General features: G+C 67.8%; 19 protein-coding genes and 1 tRNA gene. 3 read left to right on the forward strand and 17 right to left on the reverse strand.

Annotated features, from left to right (window positions below; all coding sequences use genetic code 11):
* Positions 1-4,035 carry an ATP-dependent RNA helicase HrpA gene (gene hrpA, locus BP05_RS07000; protein WP_496361857.1) on the reverse strand — a complete coding sequence of 1,345 codons (4,035 nt, stop codon included), beginning with the start codon at positions 4,033-4,035 and terminating at the stop codon, positions 1-3.
* A 76-nt stretch (positions 4,036-4,111) separates the two neighbouring features.
* Here hrpA and BP05_RS07005 point away from each other — a divergent pair, with 76 nt between their 5' ends.
* From BP05_RS07005 to BP05_RS07015, 3 genes are all read left to right on the forward strand, one after another.
* Positions 4,112-4,672 carry a Dps family protein gene (locus BP05_RS07005; protein ID WP_496361859.1) on the forward strand — a complete coding sequence of 187 codons (561 nt, stop codon included), beginning with the start codon at positions 4,112-4,114 and terminating at the stop codon, positions 4,670-4,672.
* A 141-nt stretch (positions 4,673-4,813) separates the two neighbouring features.
* Complete coding sequence (gene recQ / locus BP05_RS07010; RefSeq protein ID WP_496361861.1) at positions 4,814-6,619, forward strand: DNA helicase RecQ; 1,806 nt, start codon at positions 4,814-4,816, stop codon at positions 6,617-6,619.
* Positions 6,620-6,975: 356 nt separating this feature from the next.
* On the forward strand, positions 6,976-7,773 hold the full coding sequence (locus tag BP05_RS07015) for a class I SAM-dependent methyltransferase (protein WP_496361863.1): 798 nt from the start codon (positions 6,976-6,978) through the stop codon (positions 7,771-7,773).
* A 302-nt stretch (positions 7,774-8,075) separates the two neighbouring features.
* Here the strand turns inward: BP05_RS07015 and BP05_RS07020 are convergent, their stop codons facing one another.
* The 16 genes from BP05_RS07020 to BP05_RS07095 form a co-directional block, all read right to left on the reverse strand.
* The gene (locus BP05_RS07020) at positions 8,076-9,350 is read right to left on the reverse strand and encodes an FG-GAP repeat domain-containing protein (RefSeq protein ID WP_496361865.1); all 1,275 of its coding nucleotides are present in this window, start codon (positions 9,348-9,350) and stop codon (positions 8,076-8,078) included.
* Between the two features lie 466 nt (positions 9,351-9,816).
* Positions 9,817-9,892 (reverse strand) — tRNA-Lys (locus tag BP05_RS07025).
* A gap of 96 nt (positions 9,893-9,988) precedes the next feature.
* Positions 9,989-10,687 carry a 7-cyano-7-deazaguanine synthase QueC gene (gene queC, locus BP05_RS07030; RefSeq protein WP_496361867.1) on the reverse strand — a complete coding sequence of 233 codons (699 nt, stop codon included), beginning with the start codon at positions 10,685-10,687 and terminating at the stop codon, positions 9,989-9,991.
* A gap of 47 nt (positions 10,688-10,734) precedes the next feature.
* Positions 10,735-11,421, reverse strand: a complete 687-nt coding sequence (queE, locus tag BP05_RS07035; protein WP_496361869.1) for a 7-carboxy-7-deazaguanine synthase QueE — start codon at positions 11,419-11,421, stop codon at positions 10,735-10,737.
* Between the two features lie 41 nt (positions 11,422-11,462).
* Positions 11,463-12,275, reverse strand: coding sequence for a tol-pal system protein YbgF (gene ybgF, locus BP05_RS07040; RefSeq protein WP_496361871.1), 813 nt, complete (start codon positions 12,273-12,275; stop codon positions 11,463-11,465).
* A 77-nt stretch (positions 12,276-12,352) separates the two neighbouring features.
* Positions 12,353-12,871, reverse strand: coding sequence for a peptidoglycan-associated lipoprotein Pal (gene pal / locus BP05_RS07045; RefSeq protein ID WP_496361873.1), 519 nt, complete (start codon positions 12,869-12,871; stop codon positions 12,353-12,355).
* 158 nt (positions 12,872-13,029) lie between these two features.
* Positions 13,030-14,358, reverse strand: a complete 1,329-nt coding sequence (tolB, locus tag BP05_RS07050; protein ID WP_496361874.1) for a Tol-Pal system beta propeller repeat protein TolB — start codon at positions 14,356-14,358, stop codon at positions 13,030-13,032.
* 136 nt (positions 14,359-14,494) lie between these two features.
* Complete coding sequence (locus BP05_RS07055; protein WP_496361875.1) at positions 14,495-15,403, reverse strand: cell envelope integrity TolA family protein; 909 nt, start codon at positions 15,401-15,403, stop codon at positions 14,495-14,497.
* A complete protein-coding gene (gene tolR / locus BP05_RS07060; RefSeq protein ID WP_496361876.1) occupies positions 15,400-15,840 on the reverse strand; it encodes a protein TolR in 441 nt (146 codons plus the stop codon). The genes BP05_RS07055 and tolR overlap by 4 nt, the downstream gene beginning before the upstream one ends.
* 70 nt (positions 15,841-15,910) lie before the next feature.
* On the reverse strand, positions 15,911-16,711 hold the full coding sequence (gene tolQ / locus BP05_RS07065; RefSeq protein ID WP_496361877.1) for a protein TolQ: 801 nt from the start codon (positions 16,709-16,711) through the stop codon (positions 15,911-15,913).
* On the reverse strand, positions 16,708-17,115 hold the full coding sequence (gene ybgC / locus BP05_RS07070) for a tol-pal system-associated acyl-CoA thioesterase (RefSeq protein WP_496361878.1): 408 nt from the start codon (positions 17,113-17,115) through the stop codon (positions 16,708-16,710). Before ybgC ends, tolQ begins: the two co-directional genes overlap by 4 nt.
* 152 nt (positions 17,116-17,267) lie before the next feature.
* Positions 17,268-18,311 carry a Holliday junction branch migration DNA helicase RuvB gene (ruvB, locus tag BP05_RS07075; protein ID WP_496361880.1) on the reverse strand — a complete coding sequence of 348 codons (1,044 nt, stop codon included), beginning with the start codon at positions 18,309-18,311 and terminating at the stop codon, positions 17,268-17,270.
* Positions 18,312-18,438: 127 nt separating this feature from the next.
* On the reverse strand, positions 18,439-20,358 hold the full coding sequence (locus BP05_RS07080; protein ID WP_496361882.1) for a potassium transporter Kup: 1,920 nt from the start codon (positions 20,356-20,358) through the stop codon (positions 18,439-18,441).
* A 37-nt stretch (positions 20,359-20,395) separates the two neighbouring features.
* Positions 20,396-20,986: a Holliday junction branch migration protein RuvA gene (ruvA, locus tag BP05_RS07085; RefSeq protein ID WP_496361884.1), complete on the reverse strand. Its 591-nt coding sequence runs from the start codon at positions 20,984-20,986 to the stop codon at positions 20,396-20,398.
* 13 nt (positions 20,987-20,999) lie between these two features.
* On the reverse strand, positions 21,000-21,521 hold the full coding sequence (ruvC, locus tag BP05_RS07090; protein ID WP_496361886.1) for a crossover junction endodeoxyribonuclease RuvC: 522 nt from the start codon (positions 21,519-21,521) through the stop codon (positions 21,000-21,002).
* Positions 21,522-21,539: 18 nt separating this feature from the next.
* Entirely contained in the window at positions 21,540-22,271 is a 732-nt protein-coding gene (locus BP05_RS07095; RefSeq protein ID WP_496361887.1) for a YebC/PmpR family DNA-binding transcriptional regulator, read from the reverse strand.
* Positions 22,272-22,301: the final 30 nt, after the last annotated feature.

Consider the following 22,301-nt stretch of genomic DNA (forward strand, 5'->3'; position numbering starts at 1 on the left):
TCAACCCCGCAGCGCAGCCAGGCGCTGCGCCAGCTTCTTCGGCGACACGCCGCCGCGTGCGCCCAGTTCCTGCGCGAACAACGACACCCGCAGTTCCTCCAGCTCCCAGCGCAAGGCCTGCCACCCGGGGGCTTCGGCCTCACCCTGCTCGACCGCGGCCGCGAGCGCATCGGCGAACGGCTTGAGCTCGAGCATGCGCGCCTGGTCGCGGCTGGGATCGCGTAGCGCGCGCTCGCCGCGCAACGACAGCGCCTTGAGGTAGCGCGGGTATTCGCGCAGCGCGTCGGCGGGTACGTCGCGCAGGAAACCGGGGGGCGTGAGCGCGGCGAGGTGCCGGCGCATGTCGTCGAGGTTGCCGCTGGCCCAGCCCATCAGCGGCGATTCCAGCTTGGCGCGAACCTCCGCCACGGCGCCAAGGATCGCCTCGGCCTGGCGCAGGCGCTCGGTGGCTTCCGGAAACAACTGCCTGGCCACGGCATCGCGGCGCTCGCCGAAGCCGACCGCGTCGCGGATGCCGTCCAGGCCATCGCGCGTCAACGCATCGAACGCGCCATCGACCAGGTCGGCGCGCAGGCGGTCGCCGTCCTTCAGTCCGTCCACTCGCGGCGATGCGGATTCGATCGCGGCGTAGAGCAGGCCGATCTTCGGCGACACCGGCAACTGCTTGCGCGCCTGCTTGAGCTTGTCGGCGAGCGCGATCGCGAGCAGGCGGCGGACGCCGCGCGGATGCGCACGCTGCGCGACTTCGCGCTCGGCGTGGACGCGCAGCGATGCGCTGTCGCGGTCGTCGTGCAGCGCCGGGTAGGCCGGAACGCCGCCCGCACCCGGCACCGACACCGGGATCGCGGTGTCGGGAAACGCGGTCAGTCCGCTCTGCGCCAGGCCATCGGCGGCCTTCGCCGCGAACGCCGCGGCGGCGCGTTCGCCGAAGCGGCGGCGCAGGTCGTCGAGGTCGCGTGACTCGGCGAGGACGTGCCCGGCTGGTGCGGTGCGGCCGTCACCGCCCTTCGCGGGCACGTCGAGCAGGCGCAGGTTGATGCGCAGGTGGGGCTCCAGCGCGGCCTCGTCGAAATCGGTCGCGGCGAGTTCCACGCCACCGAGCTTGCGCAGGAAGCGCGCCAGCTCGCCCGGCAGCGAATCGGCCGACGGCTGCGGATGCGCCTCATGGAACGCACGGGCGAAATCCGGCGCCGGCACGAAGTTGCGGCGCAGCGTCTTCGGCAAGGACTTGATCAGGCCCGCGGCCTTGTCGGCGACGAAGCCGGGCGCCAGCCAGGACAGCCGCGCCGGGTCCAGCGCATTGAGCAGGTGCAGCGGCACGGCGACGGTCATGCCGTCGTCGGGCGCGCCCGGTTCGAAGCGGTACTTCACCGCGAGCTTCGCGTTGCCCAGGGTGAGGTACGGCGGGAAGCGCGCCGCTTCGGTCTCGCCACCGATCATCAGGTCGTCGAAAGACCATTCCAGCTTCGCCTTCTCCGCGGGCGGCAGCTTGCCGTACCACGCATCCAGGGCCTGCGCGTTGTGCACGTGCGGCGGCAGGCGGTCGAGGTACCACTGCGCCATCCACTCCTCGTCGACGACGAGGCCGGCGCGGCGCTGCTTGGCTTCCTCCTCCTTCGCCTTCGCCAGGGTGGCGAGGTTGCGCGGCAGGAACGCGCATCGCGTGTTGATCTCGCCGGTCACCAGCGCGTCGCGGGCGAAGATGACGCGGCTCTCCTCGGGGAACAGCGCGCCGTAGTGCACCGGGCGCTTGGGCGCGAGCACCAGGCCGAACAGGCTGATCTGCTCGCTGCCGACGACGCGCCCCTGCGAACGTGCCCAGTGCGGATCGTGATGGCGACGCGAGAGCAGGTGCGGCAGCTCGCTGATCGCCCAGTCCGGTTCGATCGCGGCGTTGGTGAGCGACCACACCCGCTCGGTGTCGAGCAGGGTCGCGGCCAGCACCCACGGCGGCGGCTTCTTGGCCAGCGGCGACCCGGGAAACAGCTGGAACTTGCGTCCGCGCGGACCGTCGTAGAAGCCCTTGTCGCCGCGCTGGCCGATCTGCGTCGGCAGGCCGGCGAGCAGGGCGCGGTGCAACGTGGCGTAGCCGGCGTGGTCGAGTTCGCGGGCCGGCGGCTCGTCGGCGCGACGGCTCGTCCACCCCAGCTCGTCGCACAGCACCTTCAGCTGCCGATGCAACTCGCGCCATTCGCGCATGCGCAGGAAGCCGAGGAAGTGCTTGTCGCACCACGCCCGCAGCTTCGACTGGGTGAGCTCCTCGTGCGCGGCCTGGTAGGCATCCCACAGCTTGAGGATGCCGACGAACTCGGAACGCGGATCGGCGAACTGCGCATGCGCGTTGTCGGCCGCGGCGCGCTGGTCGGCGGGACGCTCGCGCGGATCCTGGATGCCGAGGAAGGCGGCGATGGCGAGCATTTCGCGCAGGCAGCCGTGCGTGTTGGCGGCGACGAGCATGCGCGCGAGCTTGACGTCCACCGGCAGGCGCGCCATCAGCTTGCCGATCGGCGTCAGCCGGCGCCCCGCGCCTGCGGTGTCTATGTCGATGGCGCCGAGCTCGCCCAGCTGCTGCCAGCCATCGGCGATCGCGCGCGGATCCGGTGGCTCGAGGAACGGGAAATCCTCGATCCGTCCCAGCCCCAGCGACAGCATCCGCAGGATCACGCCGGCAAGCGCGGCGCGGCGGATTTCCGGATCCGTGTAGCGCGGCCGCGATTCGAAGTCGGCTTCCGAATACAGCCGGTAGCAGGTGCCTTCGGCGATGCGCCCGCAGCGGCCCTTGCGCTGGTCGGCGCTGGCTTGGGAGATGTCCTCGATGTGCAGGCGGTCGAGCTTGCCGCGCGGGCTGTAGCGCTTGACGCGCGCCAGGCCGGGGTCGACCACGTAGCGGATGCGCGGCACCGTCAGCGACGTCTCGGCCACGTTCGTCGCCAGCACGATGCGGCGCTTCGGGCCCGGGTTGAAGACGCGGTCCTGGTCGCGCACCGACAGCCGCGCATACAGCGGCAATACTTCGGTCTCGCGGTACTTGCGCCGTTCCAGCGCCTGGTGCGCGTCCCGGATCTCGCGCTCGCCGGGCAGGAAGATGAGGACGTCGCCGCGCGGATCCTCGCGGGTGATCTCGTCGCAGGCGCCGAGGATGCCGTCGTTGATGGTGCGATCGCCGGCCTCTTCGCCTTCACCCTCGAGCGGCCGATAGCGCACCGTCACCGGATAGCTGCGGCCTTCGACATTCACCACCGGCGCATTGTCGAAATGGGCGGCGAAGCGCTCGGTGTCGATCGTCGCCGAGGTCACGATCACCTTGAGGTCGCGGCGCTTGAGCAGCAGCTGTTTCAGGTAACCGAGCAGGAAGTCGATGTTGAGGCTGCGCTCGTGCGCCTCGTCGATCAGGATCGTGTCGTACTGCGACAGCCAGCGATCGGACTGGATCTCGGCCAGCAGGATGCCGTCGGTCATGAACTTCACCGCGGTCTGCTCGCCCACGTTCTCGGTGAAGCGCACCTGGTATCCGACCGCGCCGCCGAGCGTCGTGTTCAATTCTTCGGCCACGCGGCGCGCGACCGCACGCGCGGCGATCCGGCGCGGCTGGGTGCAGCCGATCATGCCCGCGGCACCGCGGCCGGCGGCCAGGCACAGCTTGGGAATCTGCGTGGTCTTGCCCGAGCCCGTCTCGCCGGCGATCACCACGACCGGATGCTTCCGGATCAGCTCGACGATGCGCTCGGCCTCGGCCGCAATCGGCAGCGAGGGATCCACCGGTGCCTGCGGCAGGGCGGCGACGCGCGCCTCGCGTTGCGCCACCGATGCCGACAGGGCCTGCGCGAACGCGGCTTGCGCCTGCTCATCGGCCGGCTTGGCGCTCCAGCGCGACCACAGGCCATGCAGGCGGCCGCGGTCGCGGCTCAGCGCGCCGTCGATCGCGCGGCGAGCCTCCTGCAACGTAGCGTCGGGCGCGGCCGCGCCAGCGGGCCGGGCGCGGTCCTTGCCGCCTCGCCGTGACGCAGCCTTAGCGTTTGCATCGATAGGGTTCATCTATCCAACTGAAAGAAACAATCCACTTCAAACGGTCCGCCCGCGGGCCTATTGTCGCCGCAAGTGCCCCAGGGAGATGAGCATGGCCAAGAACAAGTCCTCGAAGCCGGAGCCTGCCCCGTCGCAGCCACGGGCCGTCGAAACGCCCACGGGCGACGCGCCCGCCATCGATATCGGGATCGGCGGCGGCGATCGCAAGAAGATCGCGGAAGGGCTGGCGCGGTTCCTGTCGGACAGCTTCACCCTGTACCTGAAGACCCACAACTTCCACTGGAACGTCACCGGGCCGATGTTCAACGCCCTGCACCTGATGTTCGAGACCCAGTACAACGAGCAGTGGACGGCGCTGGACGAAACCGCCGAACGCATCCGCGCGCTCGGCTACAACGCGCCGGGTTCGTACGCCGAATTCATCCGCCTCACCTCGATTCCGGAGGAACCGGGACTGAGCGACACCGCGGCCTGGCGCGAAATGGTCCGCCAGCTGGTCGTGGGCAACGAAGCCGTCGCCCGCAGTGCGCGCAAGGTGCTCAAGACCGCGGACGATGCCGGCGACGATCCGACGGTGGACCTGATGACGCAGCGCCTGCAGGTGCACGAGAAGAACGCCTGGATGCTGCGGTCGCTGCTGGAATAGGCCGCCCACCCGCAACCGGCTTACTGCCAGGCCCCGCATTTGCGGGGCCTGTCGTTCTCCGCCGGCAGAATCGGAAAAATCCCAGCGCCCGTGATGGCGATGTCCGTCCGGCGCGCCGAGCCCGCCCCGTAGAATAGGCGCATGCCTGACGCCGCCCTCGACCTGCTCCACCGCATCTTCGGCCACCCCGGATTCCGTGGCGAACAGGCACAGATCGTCCAGCAGGTCGCCAGCGGCGGCGATGCGCTCGTGCTGATGCCCACCGGCGGCGGCAAGTCGTTGTGCTACCAGCTGCCGGCGCTGCTGCGCGAGGGCTGCGGCATCGTGGTCTCGCCGTTGATCGCGCTGATGCAGGACCAGGTCGAGGCGCTTCGCCAGCTCGGCGTGCGCGCGGCCTACCTGAATTCCTCGCTCGGCGCGCAGGAAGCCGGCGACGTCGAACGCCAGTTGCTCGCCGGCGAACTGGACCTGCTGTACGTCGCGCCCGAGCGCCTGCTGACGCCACGCTTCCTGTCGCTGCTGGACCGCGCGCGGATCGCGCTGTTCGCCATCGACGAGGCCCATTGCGTGTCGCAGTGGGGCCACGATTTCCGCCCGGAATACCGCCAGCTCACCGTGCTGCACGAGCGCTGGCCGCAGGTGCCGCGCATCGCCCTCACCGCCACCGCCGACGAACCGACCCGGCAGGAAATCGCCGAGCGCCTGGCCCTGGAGGACGCGCGCCGCTTCGTCAGCTCGTTCGACCGCCCCAACATCCGCTACCGCGTCGTGCTGAAGGACAACACGTTGCGGCAGCTGCGCGATTTCCTGCACGAACACCGCGGCCACAGCGGCATCGTCTATGCCTTCTCGCGCAAGCGCGTGGACAGCATCGCCATGCAGCTGTGCGAACTCGGCATCGACGCCCTGCCCTACCACGCCGGCATGGATGCGGCGACGCGCGCGGCGAACCAGCGCCGCTTCCTGCAGCAGGACGGCGTCGTGATGGTGGCGACGATCGCCTTCGGCATGGGCATCGACAAGCCGGACGTGCGTTTCGTCGCCCATGTCGACCTGCCCAAGTCGGTGGAAGGCTATTACCAGGAGACCGGCCGCGCGGGCCGCGATGGCGAACCGGCCGAGGCATGGCTGTGCTACGGCCTGGGCGACACCATCAACCTGCGCCAGCTGATCCTGCAGTCGGAAGCCGGCGAGGAGCGCAAGCGCCTGGAACTGCGCAAGCTCGACGCGCTGCTGGGCTACTGCGAATCCACGGCGTGCCGGCGGCAGTCCTTGCTGGGCTGGTTCGGCGAGGCGCACGCGGGTGGCTGCGGCAACTGCGACAACTGCCTGGACCCTCCGCAGAGCTGGGACGGCACCCAGGCGGCGCGCAAGGCGCTGTCATGCGTGTACCGCAGCGGCCAGCGCTTCGGCGCCGCGCACGTCATCGACATCCTGCGCGGGGTGAGCACCGAGCGTGTGCTGCAGCTCGGCCACGACCAGATCAGCACCTGGTCCATCGGCAGCGACCTGGACGAGCGCCAGTGGCGCAGCGTGTTCCGCCAGCTCGTGGCGCACGGCCTGCTCGAAGCCGACGTCCATGGCGCCCTGCAACTCACCGATGCCGCCGGGCCCGTGCTGCGCGGCGAGCGCAGCCTGCACTTCCGCACCGAGCAGCCCAAGCAGCCGCGCCGCCGCCGCGATCGGGGTACCGCTGCGACGGACCAGGAATTCGACCTCGCCCCGGACGCGCTGCTGCGCTTCAACGCGCTGCGCGTCTGGCGCGCCAACACCGCCCGCGAGCAGAACGTGCCGGCCTACGTGATCTTCCACGACAGCACCTTGCGCGCGATCGCCACCAACGCGCCGGAAGACCTGGACGAGCTCGCGCGCATCCCCGGCATCGGCGCCAGCAAGCTCGATCGCTACGGCGAGGACGTGCTGCAGCAGTTGTTCGACGCGGCCTGAAGCCAGGGGCCAAGGGGTGTTCGTGCGCCACGGCGCGCGCACACGCCCGCTTCGCGCGCGACGGCTGTGCGAGGCCGCTCGTGCCGCACCGGGGGTTTTCCCCTGCCCTTGGTGGGTGCGATTCCGGATGGAAGCAATGCATCACGCAGGCCAATCTCCCGGTAGCTGCAGGCCGGCCCATCCCCTCGGCCCGCGGTCGGAGCCCGCCGCGAGAGCGGCGGGCTTCCTTTTTCCTGGCCGCAAAAGCAGATCGCGAACGCGGCCTGCTGCCTTCGAAGTCCGCTTTGCACAGCCACTGGCGAAATGCGGCCCTGTGCTATCGTCGCCAGCCAAGTTGGGGATGGACGGAAACGCTAGTGACAAGCGCCGTGCCGCAAGACGAACAGCCCGAATATTGGCGATCCTTTTCCTTCAATGACCTGGCGGCTCGCGTTGCGGCCCTGCATGCGCAACGCCGCGAACTGCGTCAGGCGAAGGAAGATGCAGAGATACAAACGGCGCGTCGGGCCTTCGCCGCGGCCTTCGTCCGCGGGTCCGGCATCGAGGTGGGCGCCGGCTCGCGCCCGTTTCCCATTCCGGATGGCGCCACGTGCTACTACGGCGACGTGCGCGACGCGGATCAGCTTGCCACCTATTTCGGCACGGACCAGGTCCAACTCACCGGCCAGATCGACGCCGAGACCATGGCCGGCGTTCCCCTGGCATCGCAGGACTTCGTCATTTCCGCGCACGTCATCGAACACCTCTGGAATCCGATCGGCGCGATCGAGGCGACCATCCGGCGCCTGAAGCCCGGCGGCCACTTCCTGCTCGTGGTGCCCGAGATGTCGGCCACCTGGGATCGCAAGCGCCCGCCGACCACTCTGGAGCACGTTCTGGCGGATTGGCGGGATGGTGGCGCGGGCACGCGTCTGCAGGCCTACATCGAACATGCACGCTTCGTGCACCCGCTGCTGTCGGGCGAAGTCATCCCGGAGCACCTGCTCGAGGCGGATGCAACCAGAGTCATGGCGGCCGGAATGGATGTCCACGTCCATGCCTGGCGGATGCAGGATTTCCGCGAGATGCTTGATTACGTGGGACCGCGCATTGGGTTTGAAATTGCTGCCCAGTTGCAGGTCATCAACGAAAACCTGTTTGTGCTGCGGGCATAGCGCAGGCCGTGCGCTACGCATGCGCGTAGCACAACCGGCGTCGTGACGCTCGGGCATCGCGAAGCAGACGCGAATGGCCCGGGGGAGGATTTGAACTTGCACGGTCCCGACGGCGCACGGCGCTTCGTCGAGCGCATGTCGCGGCTGCCTGATGGAGCCGACTGAGACCGCTGGCCCAAGTCAGGCCAGCGAGATCCCGCCACTGGCGACTGCAGCGGCGAGCGCGCGAAACCGTTTGGTGCGTCGTGCCAGCTCCGGTCCAATCCTCTGGTCGTCGTTATCCATTCCGCGACGACCAGCCCTTAAGCAGGAGCTTTAGAGGTTTCTTGATACGTGCACACCAAGCGCTTTAGTGGCGTCGCTGCGCGTTGCCGTGACGGGAGCGGGGACGTCAAGCTCGCCGCTTCGAGCGAACCGTCCACCGCTACTACCTGGTAACGGCAAGTGACAGGGGCACGGCGCTTGACGGGGCATCCTTGCCCATACAACAGCACGGGCGACTGACTCCCCCGGGAGATCACTAGATCGCCGCATCTGTCGTGGTTGAGGTCGCCTGCCGCGAAGTAGTACTTCCGACCGTGGTACTGCTGCGCCTGAATGACGTTCTCGGGCGTGAAACCGGTACTGGTCTGGAGGTAATAGCCAACGTAGCCCCATCCAGTGTGCGCAAACGCCAGGTCGGTCCGGCCATCACGGTTGAGGTCGGATGCGATCAGATTGCCGGACCCGCTCTGTCTCGCGATATCGAGGCTTGACGTGAAGTGGCCCTGCGGATCCTGGAAATACAGATGCACGTTGGCAATATCCTTCACTTCGTCCAACGCCAGGTCGCCACGGCCGTCCCCGTTGAAGTCGCCGACGGCGAGTGACGACGTGTGATTGGAACCCAGCGGCAGCGAGAGCACCACTGGCGCGGCATAGCCTCCTGATGCCAGTGCCGGGTAGACCCGGAATTCCTCCAGCGGTCTGTTGAATATCGTGCCGAGAATGAGATCGTCCAGGCCGTCGCCGGTGACGTCCCCCGTTGTGCGAACCGCTGACGCGGGTACCGGCACCGTCGAGATGCGGTCGATAACGCCGCGGCTGTTGCCGTGGACGACCGAGGCCGACAGGTTGCTCGAGTCGGCGAGCACGTCGAGATAACCGTCGCGATCGACGTCGGTCGCGATCAGATCCATGACCCCGGATTCGCCGACCATGGCCGTGCTTGAAGCAAACGAGCCATCCGCGTTCGAGCGGAGCACCACGACGCCGTTGTAGATGGTGGTGATGATTTCACCCGCGCCGTTGCCGTCCAGATCGGCGATCAGGACCTGGTATGCGAACGTGTAGCCGGTTTCCGTGATCTTGAACGCCGCATCGAGGGAGCCATCGTCGCGCTGGTAGGCGACGTAGATCTCCATGCGGTCATACGCCGGATTGGCTGCGTAGCGCGGGGACAGGAACACGAGGTCGTCCCGCCCGTCGCCGGACACGTCGCCAACGGCGACGCCGCCCGCGTGCGCGGCCTCGGGATCGGAAAGGAACACCGGCGCGGCCATCGAGTAGGCCTGCTGTGCAAGGGACACCGGCGCCATCGACGCAAGATCGACACTTGCTGGATTGCGCGGGCGTACATCGGACGTGGCGCCTGGCGGTCGGCGTGCATCGGACGCCGCGCCTGTCGACCGGCGTGCGTTGGACGCCGCGCCTGTCGGAATGCTCGCCCGCGAATCCCAGGGCCGGCCAGCGAGCTCGGTCAAACCGCTCGCAGCCCAGAGCAGCCCTGCGAATACACAGCTGGCCATGACCAGCAGCACCCTGCCCGATCGTCCGTCCACGCGCATCCCCTTCGTGAGCAGCGCGGAGTATATCGTCGGGTGTCGTCCGCCCTCAGGATCGAACAGCGTCCATCATCGCCAAGAATTCACGACGCAATCCGGGGAACATCCATGGCTTCGTCCAGATCCCGTCGCGCAGGCGCAAGTTCCTGCCGGCAATGCAATGGGGGATCGTCCGCGGCCCACGGGGCCTGATCGCCACCCAAAGTTGGCAAGTCATCGATGGTGGGTCGTGTCGGAATCGAACCGACGACCAGCGGATTAAAAGTCCGATGCTCTACCGACTGAGCTAACGACCCACGTGAGCAACAACGATGTTGTTGTGGTCCCGGCCTTGCGGCGGGGTGCGCATTCTAGCGCAGGGCAGCGGCTCCCTGCAGGGTTGCCACGGCGGGTCAGGCGTACCGGGTCGGGTCGGGTACGCCGGCACTGGCGAAACCTTCGGCGCGCAGGCGGCAGGCGTCGCAGTGGCCGCAGGCACGCCCTTCCGCGTCGGCCTGGTAGCACGACACGGTCTGGCTGAAGTCGACGCCCAGGCGCATGCCTTCACGCACGATGTCGGCCTTGCTCAGGAACTGCAGCGGCGCGTGCACGCGCAGCCCGGCGCCCTCGACGCCCGCCTTGGTCGCAAGGTTCGCAAGATCCTGGAACGCGGCGATGAATTCGGGGCGGCAATCCGGATAGCCCGAGTAATCGACCGCGTTGACGCCGCAGAAGATGTCACTGGCGCCTAGCACTTCGGCCCAGCCCAGCGCCACCGACAGCATGATCGTGTTGCGCGCGGGCACGTAGGTGACGGGAATGGCGTCCTTTGCCGCGGCGGCCCCCACGGCGTGGCCATCAGCATCGGTGGGAACCAGGATCGCCTCGTCGGTCAACGCGGAACCACCGATGCTGCGCAGATCGACGTTCACCGTCTTGTGCGCGACCGCGCCCAGTGCCTGCGACACGCGGTCGGCGGCATCGAGTTCGGAGGTGTGGCGCTGGCCGTAGCGCACGCTCAGCGCATGCACGGCAAAACCCTGCTCGCGCGCGATGGCGATGACGACGGCGGAGTCCATGCCTCCGGAAACGAGAACGACGGCATTCTTCATGGCGTGATCTATGTCGAAGCGGGAAACGGAACGAATGGGAGCGTGTATCAGCGCCCGCGCTCATCGTTCCACAGGAGCTTGTGCAGCTGCGTCTGGAAGCGCACCGGCAGGCGGTCGGCGACGATCCAGTCGGCCAACTCGCGCGCGGAGACCTGGGCGTAGCTCGGCGAGAACAGCACTTCGCACCGCTGGGCGAGCCGGTGCTCGTCGACCACGGCTTTCGCCCAGTCGTAATCCTCGCGCGAGCAGATCACGAACTTCACCTGGTCGTGCGGGGTCAGCAGCGGCAGGTTCGACCACAGGTTGCGATGCGCTTCCGCCGAACCTGGGGTCTTGATGTCGAGCACGCGCGAGACTCGCGGGTCGACATCGCCGATGTCGATGGCGCCGGAGGTTTCCAGGGAGACCTCGTAACCCGCGTCGCACAGGCGTTGCAGCAGCCCGATGCAGCGCTTCTGCGCCAGCGGCTCGCCGCCGGTGACGCAGACATGGCGTACGCCGTGCCCGGCGACTTCGACGAGGATGTCGTCGACGGTCCGCCACTCGCCGCCGTGGAAGGCGTACGCGGTATCGCAGTACTGGCAGCGCAACGGGCAACCGGTCAGGCGCACGAAGACCGTGGGCCAGCCCACCTGGCGGGCCTCGCCCTGCAGCGAGAGGAAGATTTCGGTGATCTTGAGGCGATCCGCGGAGGCCGCCGCCTCGCTGGAAATGCCCTCGAAAGCGGCGTTCATGCCGCCATTGTAGCCTGCGGCCCCGAACGGCCCCGGCCGCGTCACTTGTTGCTCAGCTGGCCCAGGCGTATGGCATTGAGGCGATCGGCGGCCGTGCGCGCGGCGTCGGTGCCCGGGTAGCGGCTGGTGACCTGGCTCAGGGTGCGCTCGGCGGCCTCGAACTGGCGGGCGCCGTACTGCGCCAGCCCGACCTTGAGCAGCGCGCCGGGCGCCTTGTCGTGGGTGGGATAGCGGTCGAGCAGGGCCTGGAACTGCTCCTGCGCCAGCGCATAGTTCTGGGTGACGTAATAGCTCTCGCCGAGCCAGTACAGGGCGTTGGGCGTGTAGCTGCCGTTGGGATACTGCTGCAGGAAGTCCTGGAACAACGTCGCGGACTGCACGTACTGCCCCGCTTTCAGTGCGTTGAAGGCGGCGTCGTAGGCCGCGCGCTCGCCCGCTCCCTGCGCGATCGCGCTCTTGTCCCCGTACACCACGGGGGCCTTGTCCGGGACGGTCGGGGCCGCGCTCGAAGCGGATGGTTTGGCGGGCGTGGTCGCCGGCACGACCGGCTTGGACGTGGTTGGTGCGACGCCCTCGAGGCGGTTCATGCGGTCATCGAGGTCGAGGTATTGCGCCTTGGCCGTCGACTGCAACTGCTGGTTCTGCTGCTGCAGTTCCTCGACCTGCGCGCGCAGGGCCTGCACTTCCGAGCGCAACTGGGTGAGCTGATTCAGCAGGTCGACGTTGGCCTGGTTGTTGCTCGCGCGGGCTTCCAGCGCGGCGACGCGATCGGCCAGGCTGGCGCGCTGGGCGGCGGCGGGCGCGGCCGCGAGGCAGGCAACGAGCAGCAGCGGCAGCAGGAATCGGAAGCGCATGGTGTTTGGACCGGCGGAAACGGAAAAGTTCTTACCCGGTCGCCCTCCCCCTTGCGAGGGAGGGCGGGGAACCGGCCTTACTTGGCGGTGTAGACGATCTCGACGCGGCGGTTCTTGGCCCAGCAATCCTCGGTCGAATCGGTGCAGGTCGGGCGTTCCTCGCCGTAGCTGACCACCGTCATCTGGCCGCCGGAGCCACCGTTGGCCTGGACCGCCGACGACACCGCGTTGCCACGGCGCTCGCCCAGGCCCTGGTTGTACTCGCGGCTGCCGCGTTCGTCGGCGCTGCCTTCCAGGGTCATGCGCGAGGACGGACGGTCGCGCAGGTACTTGGCGTGGCAGGCGACGATGTTCTGGAACTCGGGACGCAGCGCGTCCTGGTCGAAATCGAAGTAGACCACGCGCTGGCGCAGGCAGGCATCGGTGTCGAGGTCTTCGGGACGGTAGGCGCCCGGGGTGCTCGGAACCGGCTGCGTGACCGGCGCTTCGGTGGTCGGGCCGGTTTCGGCCGGCGGGACTTCCTTCACCTTCTTCGAGCAGGCGACTGCCGTGGCGCACAGGAGCGCGGCGACAAGAATGCGAGTGGTGTTGTTCATGGCTTTCCTCGTCAATGAGCGTGAAGCGGGGGTGCGGGGAGATGTCTCGAGCATCTGAACGAGCATCTGGGCGGTCCAACTAGACTAGCAGTCAACATGAATAGGGGAGCGTGACGGGAGTTGCATGGCAGCATCCGTCGCCGCCACCGGCCAGATGCTCACCTGCGGGTGCGGTAGGGGCCCCACGCCGGTTCGCGCACGTCGCCGTCGGCCAGCACCAGGCGCTGGCGTACGCGCGCGTCCGAGGAAACCGCATAGAGCACGTCGCGGCGACCTTCGCGCGCGGCATAAAGCACCATCATCCCGTTCGGCGCGAAGCTGGGCGACTCGTCGAGGGAACCCGGGGAGAGATTGGTCCAGGCGCCGCCGACACTGCGGTCCATCATCGCGATGCGGTAGCCGCCGCCGCTCTGCTGCGTGGTCGCCAGCTTCTTGCCGTCGCTGGAGACGGTGGGATCGGCGTTGTAGCTGCCCTGGAAGGTAACGCGCGTGGCGCCGCCGCCGCTGGAGGGCACCTGGTAGATCTGCGGCTTGCCGCCACGGTCGGACGTGAAATACAGGGTGCCGCCATCGGCGCTCCACACCGCCGAGGTATCGATGGCGAAATGGTTGGTGACCTGCGTCAGCGCGCGGCTGCCCAGGTCCATCACGTAGATTTCGGGATTGCCGCCCTTGGACAGCGTGAGGGCCAGCCGGCGGCCATCGGGGGAGAACGAGGGGGCGCCGTTGATGCCGCGGAACTTGGCGATGAGTTCGCGCGCGCCCGAGGCGATCGTCTGGATGTAGATCGAGGAGTTGCCGCCTTCGTAGCTCACGTAGGCGAGCCGGCCGCCATCCGGGCTCCATGACGGCGACAGCAAGGGCTCGGACGAACGCACCACGGTCTGCGGGTTGTAGCCATCGCTGTCGGCGATCATCAGCGCGTAGCGCGTGGCCCTGCCGGTGCCGATGGCGGTGACGTAGGCGATGCGGGTGAAGAAGGCGCCACGGATGCCGGTGACCTTCTCGTAGACCGCGTCCGCGATCTGGTGCGCGACGTCGCGCATCGCGTTGCTGCGGGCGCTGAGCGCGAACCCGAGCAGGCGCTCCTTGCGCGCCACGTCGAACAACTCGTATTCGACCCGGTAGCTGCCGTCGCCGCCTTCCAGGACGCGGCCGACCAGGATGTAGTCCTGGTTGAGAGCGGCCCAGTTCGGATAGTTGATCTCACCACCGCGCGTCGGCCGTTCGACCATGTCCTTGTCCGGCAGGCTGCGGAAGGAGCCGGAACGATTGAGGTCCGCGGCCACGACCTTGGCGATGTCGGTCTGCAGCGTGGCGGGGCCCTGCATCGGCACCACCGCGATCGGCACGGCCGAGGCGTTGCCGCCGACGATGTCGATCTCCAGCCCCTGCTGGGCGTTGGCGGCGATCGGGAGGAGCAGACTCAGGAGCGCGGTAAGCCAGCGCAGCGCAAGACGGGTCGGGTGCGGCGTAGGTGAATTCATCAGCGCTCCAAAGCGTGGGGGATGGGCTTGAGGCGGAACGGGCGGTCGGCTCGTTCAGTTTCATCATTCTTAACAACAGTTTGGTTAACGCCGACTCAAGTTGCCTGTCGGCGGGCTGAATGGGCAAATCCCGCGGTCAACGATCTTCGGCGCGGAAGTTGAGGTTGAGGCTGCGGTTGAAGACCGATTCGAAGCCGGCATACGGCAGCGGTTGTGCCTTCAGCACGGCGGCTTCAATGGAGCGGCGCCCCTGCTCGTCGTAGGAACACGGCGACGACACTTCGACCCCCATCACCTGCCCGCCGGGGAGCTGCCGGATGTTGAGCCGGCAGGTGGCGCCCAGCGGCACGGTATCGGGGCGCGTCCACTTCGCCAGGATCGCGGCCTGCAGGGCGGCCGCGTATCGGGCCTTGAGGCCATCGTCGGCGCCGTTGGCGCCGCCGGCGTCGGCGTCGCTCTGTGCGGCGGCTTCCGCGGCATTGCTGGCGCGCGCGTTCGCCAGCTGCGCCAGACGCTGCTCGGCGAGCGCGGCCTCGTGCGCGGCGGCGGCGCGTCGGCGGCGCACGTCCTCCAACTGCTTGAGCCGCTGGATGTCCTGCTCGACCAGGCGCTGGTTGCGCTGCACGGCCTGCTGGCGTTCCTGTTCGGTCAGGTCGATCTGCTCCTGGCGCTGCTTGGCTTCCTGCGGCCTCTTCTCTTCGGCAGGCGTCGGCGTCGGTTGCTCGGTGACCGCTTCCTGGTTGACGTCGTCAGGTAGCGGGATGAAATCCTGCGGCTTGCGCTGGGCCTCGACCGGTTCCGGTAACGGTTCGGGCAAGGGCTCGGGCTTCTCCACCGGCAGCGGCTCGGGTTGGCGTTGTAGGGTACTGCGCATCGCCGACGACAGCTGGCTGGCGTCCATCAGCTCGGCGGAAATCGCGCCGGCCGCGGCCGGCGTCGCGCTGCGCGTCCACCACAAGCCGATGAACAGCACGGCGAACAACGCCAGGTGCAGCACCACGGCGAGAACGAAAGCCTGCGCGGTATCGGCAGGGGTTTCCTTCATTTACCGCTGCCCTTCGGATCACTCATGAGGCCGATCTTCTTCACGTCGGCGCGCTGCAGCAGCTCCATGACGTCCATCACGTCCTGGTATTTGCCCTCGCCCTGCGCCGCGACGAAGATCGACGCGTCCTTGTTCTGGCCGACGATCGCGCGCACGCGCGCTTCCAGCGCCTTCGCCGTCACCGCTTCGTTCTTGCCGGCCTTGACCGCGAGCGCGTAGCTGCCGTCCGGGTAGACGCTGACGACGATCGGATCGTTCTTCGCATTCACCGACTTCGCATTGGTCTGCGGCAGGTCGACATCGACGCCGAGCGTGAGCAGGGGCGCGGTGACCATGAAGATCACCAGCAGCACCAGCATCACGTCGATGTACGGCACGACGTTGATCTCGGCCTTGAGCTTGCGCTTGCGATGGCGGCGCATGGAGAGGACGGACATGGCAGCTCTCGTGTTCGTTCAACGGCGGTCCGGCATGCGCTGTAACGCGCGACGCCGGACAAGCGGGTTATCACTCGTCGGCGTGCGCCTGGCGCTGCAGGATCGAGGAGAACTCCTCGGCGAACGCGTCGTAGCGGACGGCCAGGCGCTCGACGCCATTGGCGAAGCGGTTGTAGGCCCACACCGCCGGGATCGCGACGAACAGGCCCATCGCGGTGGCGAGCAGGGCCTCGGAAATCCCGGGCGCCACGTCCTTGATGCCGACCTGCGCGCCGCTGGCGAGCAGGCCGTGCATGGTCACCATGATGCCGAACACGGTGCCGACGAGGCCGATGTACGGCGCGGTCGAACCGATGTTGGCCAGCAGCTCGAGGTTGTGCTCGAGCCCGTCGATCTCGCGCGAGCCGGTCGCGCGCATCGCGCGTTGCGCACCTTCCAGCTGGACGCGCGAATCCACGCCCTTGCGCTGGCGCAGGCGGCCGAATTCGCGGAAACCGGCTTCGAAGATGGCTTCCATGCCGCCGGATGGACCGCGGCCCTGCGTCGCCCCCGCATAGAGCTTGGTCAGCTCCGCGCCGGACCAGAAGCGCTCCTCGAAGCGTTCGGCTTCCTTGTGCGCCCGCGAGATCACGCTGCGTTTGCGGAAGATGATCACCCACGACACGATCGACGCCACGATCAGCAGCGCCATGATCAGCTGCACGGGCAGGCTCGCGTCGAGGACCAGGCGAAGCAGGTCCAGGTTGGTGTTGGCGGCCGCGGCGGCGCCGGTCGTGGCGGCGGTATCGGCAAGCGCAGTGGCCTGCGCCGGCGCGTCTTCCGGTATCGCCTCGACGGTGGCCTGCATCGCCATGAAAGTTGCGGGGGTCATGCGTCTTTCTCCACCAGTGCGTTCATTTCGTCGTACAGCGGTTGCGGAATGGGGGTCGGGCGGAAATCCGTGCCCAGCGCGGCGACACGGACCGTGGCGGTAAGCAGCAGCTCGTCGCCGCGGCGGATCTCCTGGCGGAAGATCACGCTGGCGCGCCGGCACTCCTGCAATGCCGCGGACACCGCGAGCGCATCGTCCAGCCGCGCCGGCTTGAGGAAATCCAGCTGCATCGCGCGGACCGCGAACAGCAGGCCGTGGTCTTGCCGCAGCAACTCCTGCCCGTAGCCCTGCGCGCGCATCCATTCGCTGCGCGCGCGCTCGAGGAAGGCCAGGTATTGCGCGTGGTACACGACGCCGCCTGCGTCGGTATCTTCCCAATAAATGCGGACGGGGTGGCTGAACATGCGTTAAGAATTCCGGGAAATGGGCGGTGTCGGCAGCGTTGCATCGATCTTGCGACAGGCGTCCGCGAGCATGCACGAATCGCCAACCCGCACCCGCAGGCGCGTGCCGCATGAAGGCAGGGAAGTGCGCGCGCGCTCACATTCCCGGCGGGTCATTCTTCGTTGCCGGCTCGTTCCGCAAACAGGTCCGCGGCGCTGGTCTTGGGCTTGAAGCCCATGTGCCGGTAAGCCTTGTGGGTCGCCATGCGCCCGCGTGCGGTGCGCACCAGGAAGCCCTGCTGGATGAGGTAAGGCTCGATCACGTCCTCGAGCGTGCCGCGCTCCTCGCTCAAAGCCGCCGCCAGCGATTCGACCCCGACGGGACCGCCATCGAAGGCGTCGATGATCGTCGTGAGCAGGCGGCGATCGAGGTCGTCGAAGCCCTCCGGATCGACCTTGAGCATCTGCATCGCCGCGTCGGCGACGTCGTTGGTGATGCCTCCATCCGCCTTGACCTGCGCGTAGTCGCGCACCCGGCGCAGCAGCCGGTTGGCGATTCGCGGCGTGCCGCGCGAGCGCCGGGCGATCCCGGCGGCGCCCTCGGCATCGCAGGTGATGCCCAGGATCTGCGCGGACCGGCGCACGATGCGGGTCAACTCCTCGGCGCTGTAGAACTCCAGGCGCTGGACGATGCCGAAGCGGTCGCGCAGCGGCGCGGTCAGCAGCCCGGCACGCGTGGTCGCGCCGATCAGGGTGAAAGGCGGCAGGTCGAGCTTGATCGAGCGGGCCGCGGGGCCTTCGCCAATCATGATGTCGATCTGGTAGTCCTCCATCGCTGGATACAGGACCTCCTCGACGACGGGCGAGAGGCGATGGATCTCGTCCACGAACAGCACGTCGTGCGGCTGCAGGTTGGTGAGCAGCGCGGCCAGGTCGCCCGCCTTCTCGATCACCGGCCCTGACGTCTGCCGCAGGTTGACCCCGAGTTCGTTGGCGATGACGTGGCTGAGCGTGGTCTTGCCCAGGCCGGGGGGGCCGAATATGAGCACGTGGTCGAGCGCTTCGCCGCGCCGCTTCGCCGCCTCGATGTAGATCTGCATCTGCTCGCGCACGGGCGCCTGGCCGAGGTACTCGTCCAGGCGCTTGGGACGGATGGACGCCTCGATGGCGTCCTCTTCACGGGTGGCGGCGGGAGACACGATGCGGGTTTCGTCCATGCGGCATTATGGGCACGCCGGGATGGATTGCACACGCGACGACGCCGACCGCGCCAGCGCGCCGACGATCTCCCGGGACGCAACAACCTGCAATGCGCCGCCGTGGACCACGGCGACCGGGATGCCATCAGATCTCGACCTGGGCCCCCAACTCCACTAGCCGGTTGCCCGGAATACGGAAGAACCCGGTCGCCGGCGCGGCGTTGCGGTGCATCACCGCGAACAGCTTGTCGCGCCAGTACGGCATGCCGCGGTGGCGGCTGGCCACCACGGTCTCGCGGCTGGCGAAATAGGTCGTGTCCATCGGATCGAAGTGGATGCCGCCCTTGTCGCAACTGCGCATCAACGCCAGCGGCACGTCCGGCGTTTCCATGAATCCGAACTTGATCACCACGCGGTAGAAATCCTCGCCGCTGATCGATTCGATCTTCAGCCGCTTCTCTTTCGGCGCGTGGGGCACGTTCATCGTCTCAACGGTCAGGAACACGTTGCGATCGTGCAGCACCTTGTTGTGCTTGAGGTTGTGCAGCAGCGCGTGCGGAACCACGCCCGTCTGTGCGGTCATGAAGATCGCCGTGCCGGGCACGCGCACCGGTGGCGCCAGCATCAGGCCGGGCAGGAAGGTATCGAGCTGGATGCCTTCCTTGCGGATCTCGGCATGCAGCAGCTCGCGGCCGCGGCGCCAGGTGCGCAGCAGGGTGAAGGCGAGGATCGCCAGCACCACGGGCACCCACGCGCCGTCGAGGAACTTCACCCCGTTGGCGATCAGGAATGCCACCTCGATGACGGCAAACAGCAGGCACAGCGGCAGCACCCACCGCCGCGAATCCGGCCAGGTCGCGCGCGCCACCAGCGCCAGCAGCAGGGTATCGATCAGCATCGTGCCGGACACCGACACGCCGTACGCCGAGGCCAGCGCCGTCGACGTGCGGAAGGTCAGCACCAGGGCGATGACCATCACCATCAGCGTCCAGTTGATCCCCGGGATGTAGATCTGACCGATGGTGTCCTTCGAAGTGTGCTTGATCGCCATGCGCGGGATGTAACCCAGCTGCATCGCCTGGCGCGCCACCGAGTACGCACCGGTGATCACCGCCTGCGAGGCGATGACCGCAGCGGCGGTGGCCAGCGCGATCATCGGGTACATCGCCCAGTCCGGCACGCCGATGTAGAAGGGATTCTTGATCGCCGTGGGATCGGCAAGGACCAGCGCGCCCTGCCCCAGGTAGTTCAGCATCAGCGCCGGCAGCACGAAGAAGTACCAGGCATAGCGGATCGGCTTGGCGCCGAAATGGCCCATGTCGGCGTACAAGGCCTCGCCGCCGGTCACGGCGAGCACGACGGCGCCCAGGATGAAGATGCCGTGCCAGCCATGCTCGATGAAGAACTCGACGGCCCACCACGGGTTGAAGGCCTGCAGCACTTCCGGGTTATGGCCGATGTTGAGCAGGCCCAACGCCGCCAGCGAAGCGAACCACAGCGCGGTGATCGGGCCAAAGACCTTGCCGACCTTCTCGGTCCCGAAGCGCTGGGTCATGAACAAAGCGAGCAGGATCAATACCGCGAGCGGCACGATCCAGGTGTGCAGCCTGGGAGCCGCGACCTCGATGCCTTCGAGCGCGGACAGCACCGATACCGCCGGCGTGATCACGCCGTCGCCGAAGAACAGCGACGCGCCGAAGATGCCGAGGATCCCGACCGCGTACGCGGAGCGGGAGCCCTTGGGCAGGGTGCGCTGGGCCAGGGCCATCAATGCCATGATGCCGCCCTCGCCTTCGTTGTCCGCGCGCATGATGATGGTCACGTACTTCAGCGTGACCACGATCACCAGGGACCAGAACACCAGCGACAGCACGCCCAGCACGGTGGCGTGGTCCGGGGTCAGCCCGTAGTGCGGGATGAAGGCTTCCTTGATCGTGTACAGAGGGCTGGTGCCGATGTCGCCGAAGACGACACCGATCGCCCCGACGATCAACCCGAACAGCCCCACGTTGCCGTGGCCGCCATGGCCGTGCGCATGGGAATTGGTGGTGCTGGAACTGGCCATGGGCCTTCCTGGATCTGAAGACGCGAAGAAGCGGGCGTCAGCGAAGCGCGGACTTTAGCGCTTTGCGGATGATGGTGGCGGCGTCGTCGCCGGCGGATACGGCGGCGGCCGCCATGCGCGCGGCTTCGGCGGGCTTGTAGCCGAGCTGCTGCAGGGCGATGACGGCTTCCGACTGCGGATCGGCCGGCGCGCCGGACATGTTCAAGGTGGCCCCGCCGCCCGCGAGGTCGGCGGCGCGATCGCGCAGTTCCACCACCATGCGCTCGGCGGTCTTCTTGCCGATTCCGGGAATGCGCGTCAGCGCGGTGACGTCGCCGGCCTGCACCAGACGCGCGAATTCATCGACGCTGACGCCCGACAGCACGGCCAGGGCGATCTTTGCGCCGATGCCACTGACCCGTTGCACGTCGCGGAACAGGCGGCGCTCGCCTTCGCGCAGGAAGCCGTACAGCGAGACGCTGTCTTCCTTTTGCGCGTAGTGGGTGAACAGCGAGACCTCGCGGCCCAGTTCGGGCAGGTCGTAGAACGTGCTCATCGGCGCCTCGAGCTCGTAACCCACGCCGTTGACGTCGACGACCAGCCAGGGCGGCTGCTTGTGCACCACGATGCCTTTCAAACGACCGATCATTTGCGTCCCCGCGTCATTTCCGGCCCCAGGCCTGTTTGGTGCTCACGCCCAACCGCAGCGCGGTCGAGCGCACATGCGCATGCGTGATCGCGACTGCGAGCGCGTCGGCGGCGTCCGCCTGCAACTTGCCTTGCAGGCCCAGCATCACGCCGACCATGTGCTGCACCTGGACCTTGTCGGCACCGCCCTGCCCGACCACGGCCAGCTTGATTTCCTTGGCGGCGTACTCGTGCACGGGCAGGTCGCGCAGCACCGCGGCGCACAGCGCCGCGCCACGCGCATGGCCCAGTTTCAGCGCGGCATCGGCGCTCTTGCCCATGAATACCTTTTCGATCGCCACTTCGTCGGGCCGGTAGGTTTCGATGATCTCCGCGAGACCATCGAGCAGGCGCTTGAGGCGCTGCGGGAATTCGCCATCGCCAAGCAGCACCAGTGGCGCGTGGAAGACATGGCGCGCACGCCCGGTCGCATCGGCGTCGACAATGCCGACGCCGGTCCGTTGCGAGCCGGGATCGATTCCCAGGATACGGGTCACGTGCGCAGCTTACGCCTGTCAGGCGTAGGCATCCTCGCCGAGGTCGGCGTTGGAGTAGACGTTCTGCACGTCATCCATGTCTTCCAGCCAGCGCAGCAGTTTCGCGACCTGCTGGGCGGTGTCGCCGCTGACGGCGATGTCGTTGTCGGCGCGCAGCGTGACTTCGGCGAGGTCCGGCTTCAGCCCCGCCGCCTCCATCGCCGCCTTCACGTCGGCGAAGGCATCGGGCGAAGTGATCACGTCGATGGCGCCGTCCTCCGGGTACACGACGATGTCGTCGGCGCCGGCTTCGATCGCGGCCTCGGTGATCTTCTCTTCATTGACGCCCGGGGCGTACGAAAGCACGCCGAGCTTCTTGAACATGAAGGACACCGAGCCATCGGTGCCGAGGTTGCCGCCGAACTTGCCGAAGGCGTGGCGCACGTCGGCCACGGTGCGGACCTTGTTGTCGGTGAGGCAGTCGACGATCACTGCCACGCCACCGGGCGCGTAGCCCTCGTAGCGGATCTCCTCGTAGACGACGCCTTCCAGCTCGCCCGTGGCCTTCTTGATGGCGCGCTCGATCACGTCCTTGGACATGTTCACCGACAGCGCCTTGTCGACTGCCGAACGCAGGCGCGGATTGCCGGCCGGGTCGCCGCCGCCGGCGCGCGCCGCGACGCCGATCTCGCGGATGATCTTGGTGAAGATCTTGCCGCGCTGCGCGTCGACCGCGTTCTTGCGGGCCTCGATGGAAGGGCCTCTACCCATGGACGTTCCGTGCTGTGGCTTGTGACGAAG

The sequence above is a fragment of the Lysobacter oryzae DSM 21044 genome (assembly GCF_059568595.1).

Excerpts from the sequence above, each read along its gene's own strand:
- hrpA (WP_496361857.1), bottom strand. The coding sequence starts at position 4,035 with ATGAACCCTATCGATGCAAACGCTAAGGCTGCGTCACGGCGAGGCGGC.
- BP05_RS07005 (WP_496361859.1), top strand. The coding sequence starts at position 4,112 with ATGAGCATGGCCAAGAACAAGTCCTCGAAGCCGGAGCCTGCCCCGTCG.
- recQ (WP_496361861.1), top strand. The coding sequence starts at position 4,814 with ATGCCTGACGCCGCCCTCGACCTGCTCCACCGCATCTTCGGCCACCCC.
- BP05_RS07020 (WP_496361865.1), bottom strand. The coding sequence starts at position 9,350 with ATGGCGCCGGTGTCCCTTGCACAGCAGGCCTACTCGATGGCCGCGCCG.
- queC (WP_496361867.1), bottom strand. The coding sequence starts at position 10,687 with ATGAAGAATGCCGTCGTTCTCGTTTCCGGAGGCATGGACTCCGCCGTC.
- queE (WP_496361869.1), bottom strand. The coding sequence starts at position 11,421 with ATGAACGCCGCTTTCGAGGGCATTTCCAGCGAGGCGGCGGCCTCCGCG.
- ybgF (WP_496361871.1), bottom strand. The coding sequence starts at position 12,275 with ATGCGCTTCCGATTCCTGCTGCCGCTGCTGCTCGTTGCCTGCCTCGCG.
- pal (WP_496361873.1), bottom strand. The coding sequence starts at position 12,871 with ATGAACAACACCACTCGCATTCTTGTCGCCGCGCTCCTGTGCGCCACG.
- tolB (WP_496361874.1), bottom strand. The coding sequence starts at position 14,358 with ATGAATTCACCTACGCCGCACCCGACCCGTCTTGCGCTGCGCTGGCTT.
- BP05_RS07055 (WP_496361875.1), bottom strand. The coding sequence starts at position 15,403 with ATGAAGGAAACCCCTGCCGATACCGCGCAGGCTTTCGTTCTCGCCGTG.
- tolR (WP_496361876.1), bottom strand. The coding sequence starts at position 15,840 with ATGTCCGTCCTCTCCATGCGCCGCCATCGCAAGCGCAAGCTCAAGGCC.
- tolQ (WP_496361877.1), bottom strand. The coding sequence starts at position 16,711 with ATGACCCCCGCAACTTTCATGGCGATGCAGGCCACCGTCGAGGCGATA.
- ybgC (WP_496361878.1), bottom strand. The coding sequence starts at position 17,115 with ATGTTCAGCCACCCCGTCCGCATTTATTGGGAAGATACCGACGCAGGC.
- ruvB (WP_496361880.1), bottom strand. The coding sequence starts at position 18,311 with ATGGACGAAACCCGCATCGTGTCTCCCGCCGCCACCCGTGAAGAGGAC.
- BP05_RS07080 (WP_496361882.1), bottom strand. The coding sequence starts at position 20,358 with ATGGCCAGTTCCAGCACCACCAATTCCCATGCGCACGGCCATGGCGGC.
- ruvA (WP_496361884.1), bottom strand. The coding sequence starts at position 20,986 with ATGATCGGTCGTTTGAAAGGCATCGTGGTGCACAAGCAGCCGCCCTGG.
- BP05_RS07095 (WP_496361887.1), bottom strand. The coding sequence starts at position 22,271 with ATGGGTAGAGGCCCTTCCATCGAGGCCCGCAAGAACGCGGTCGACGCG.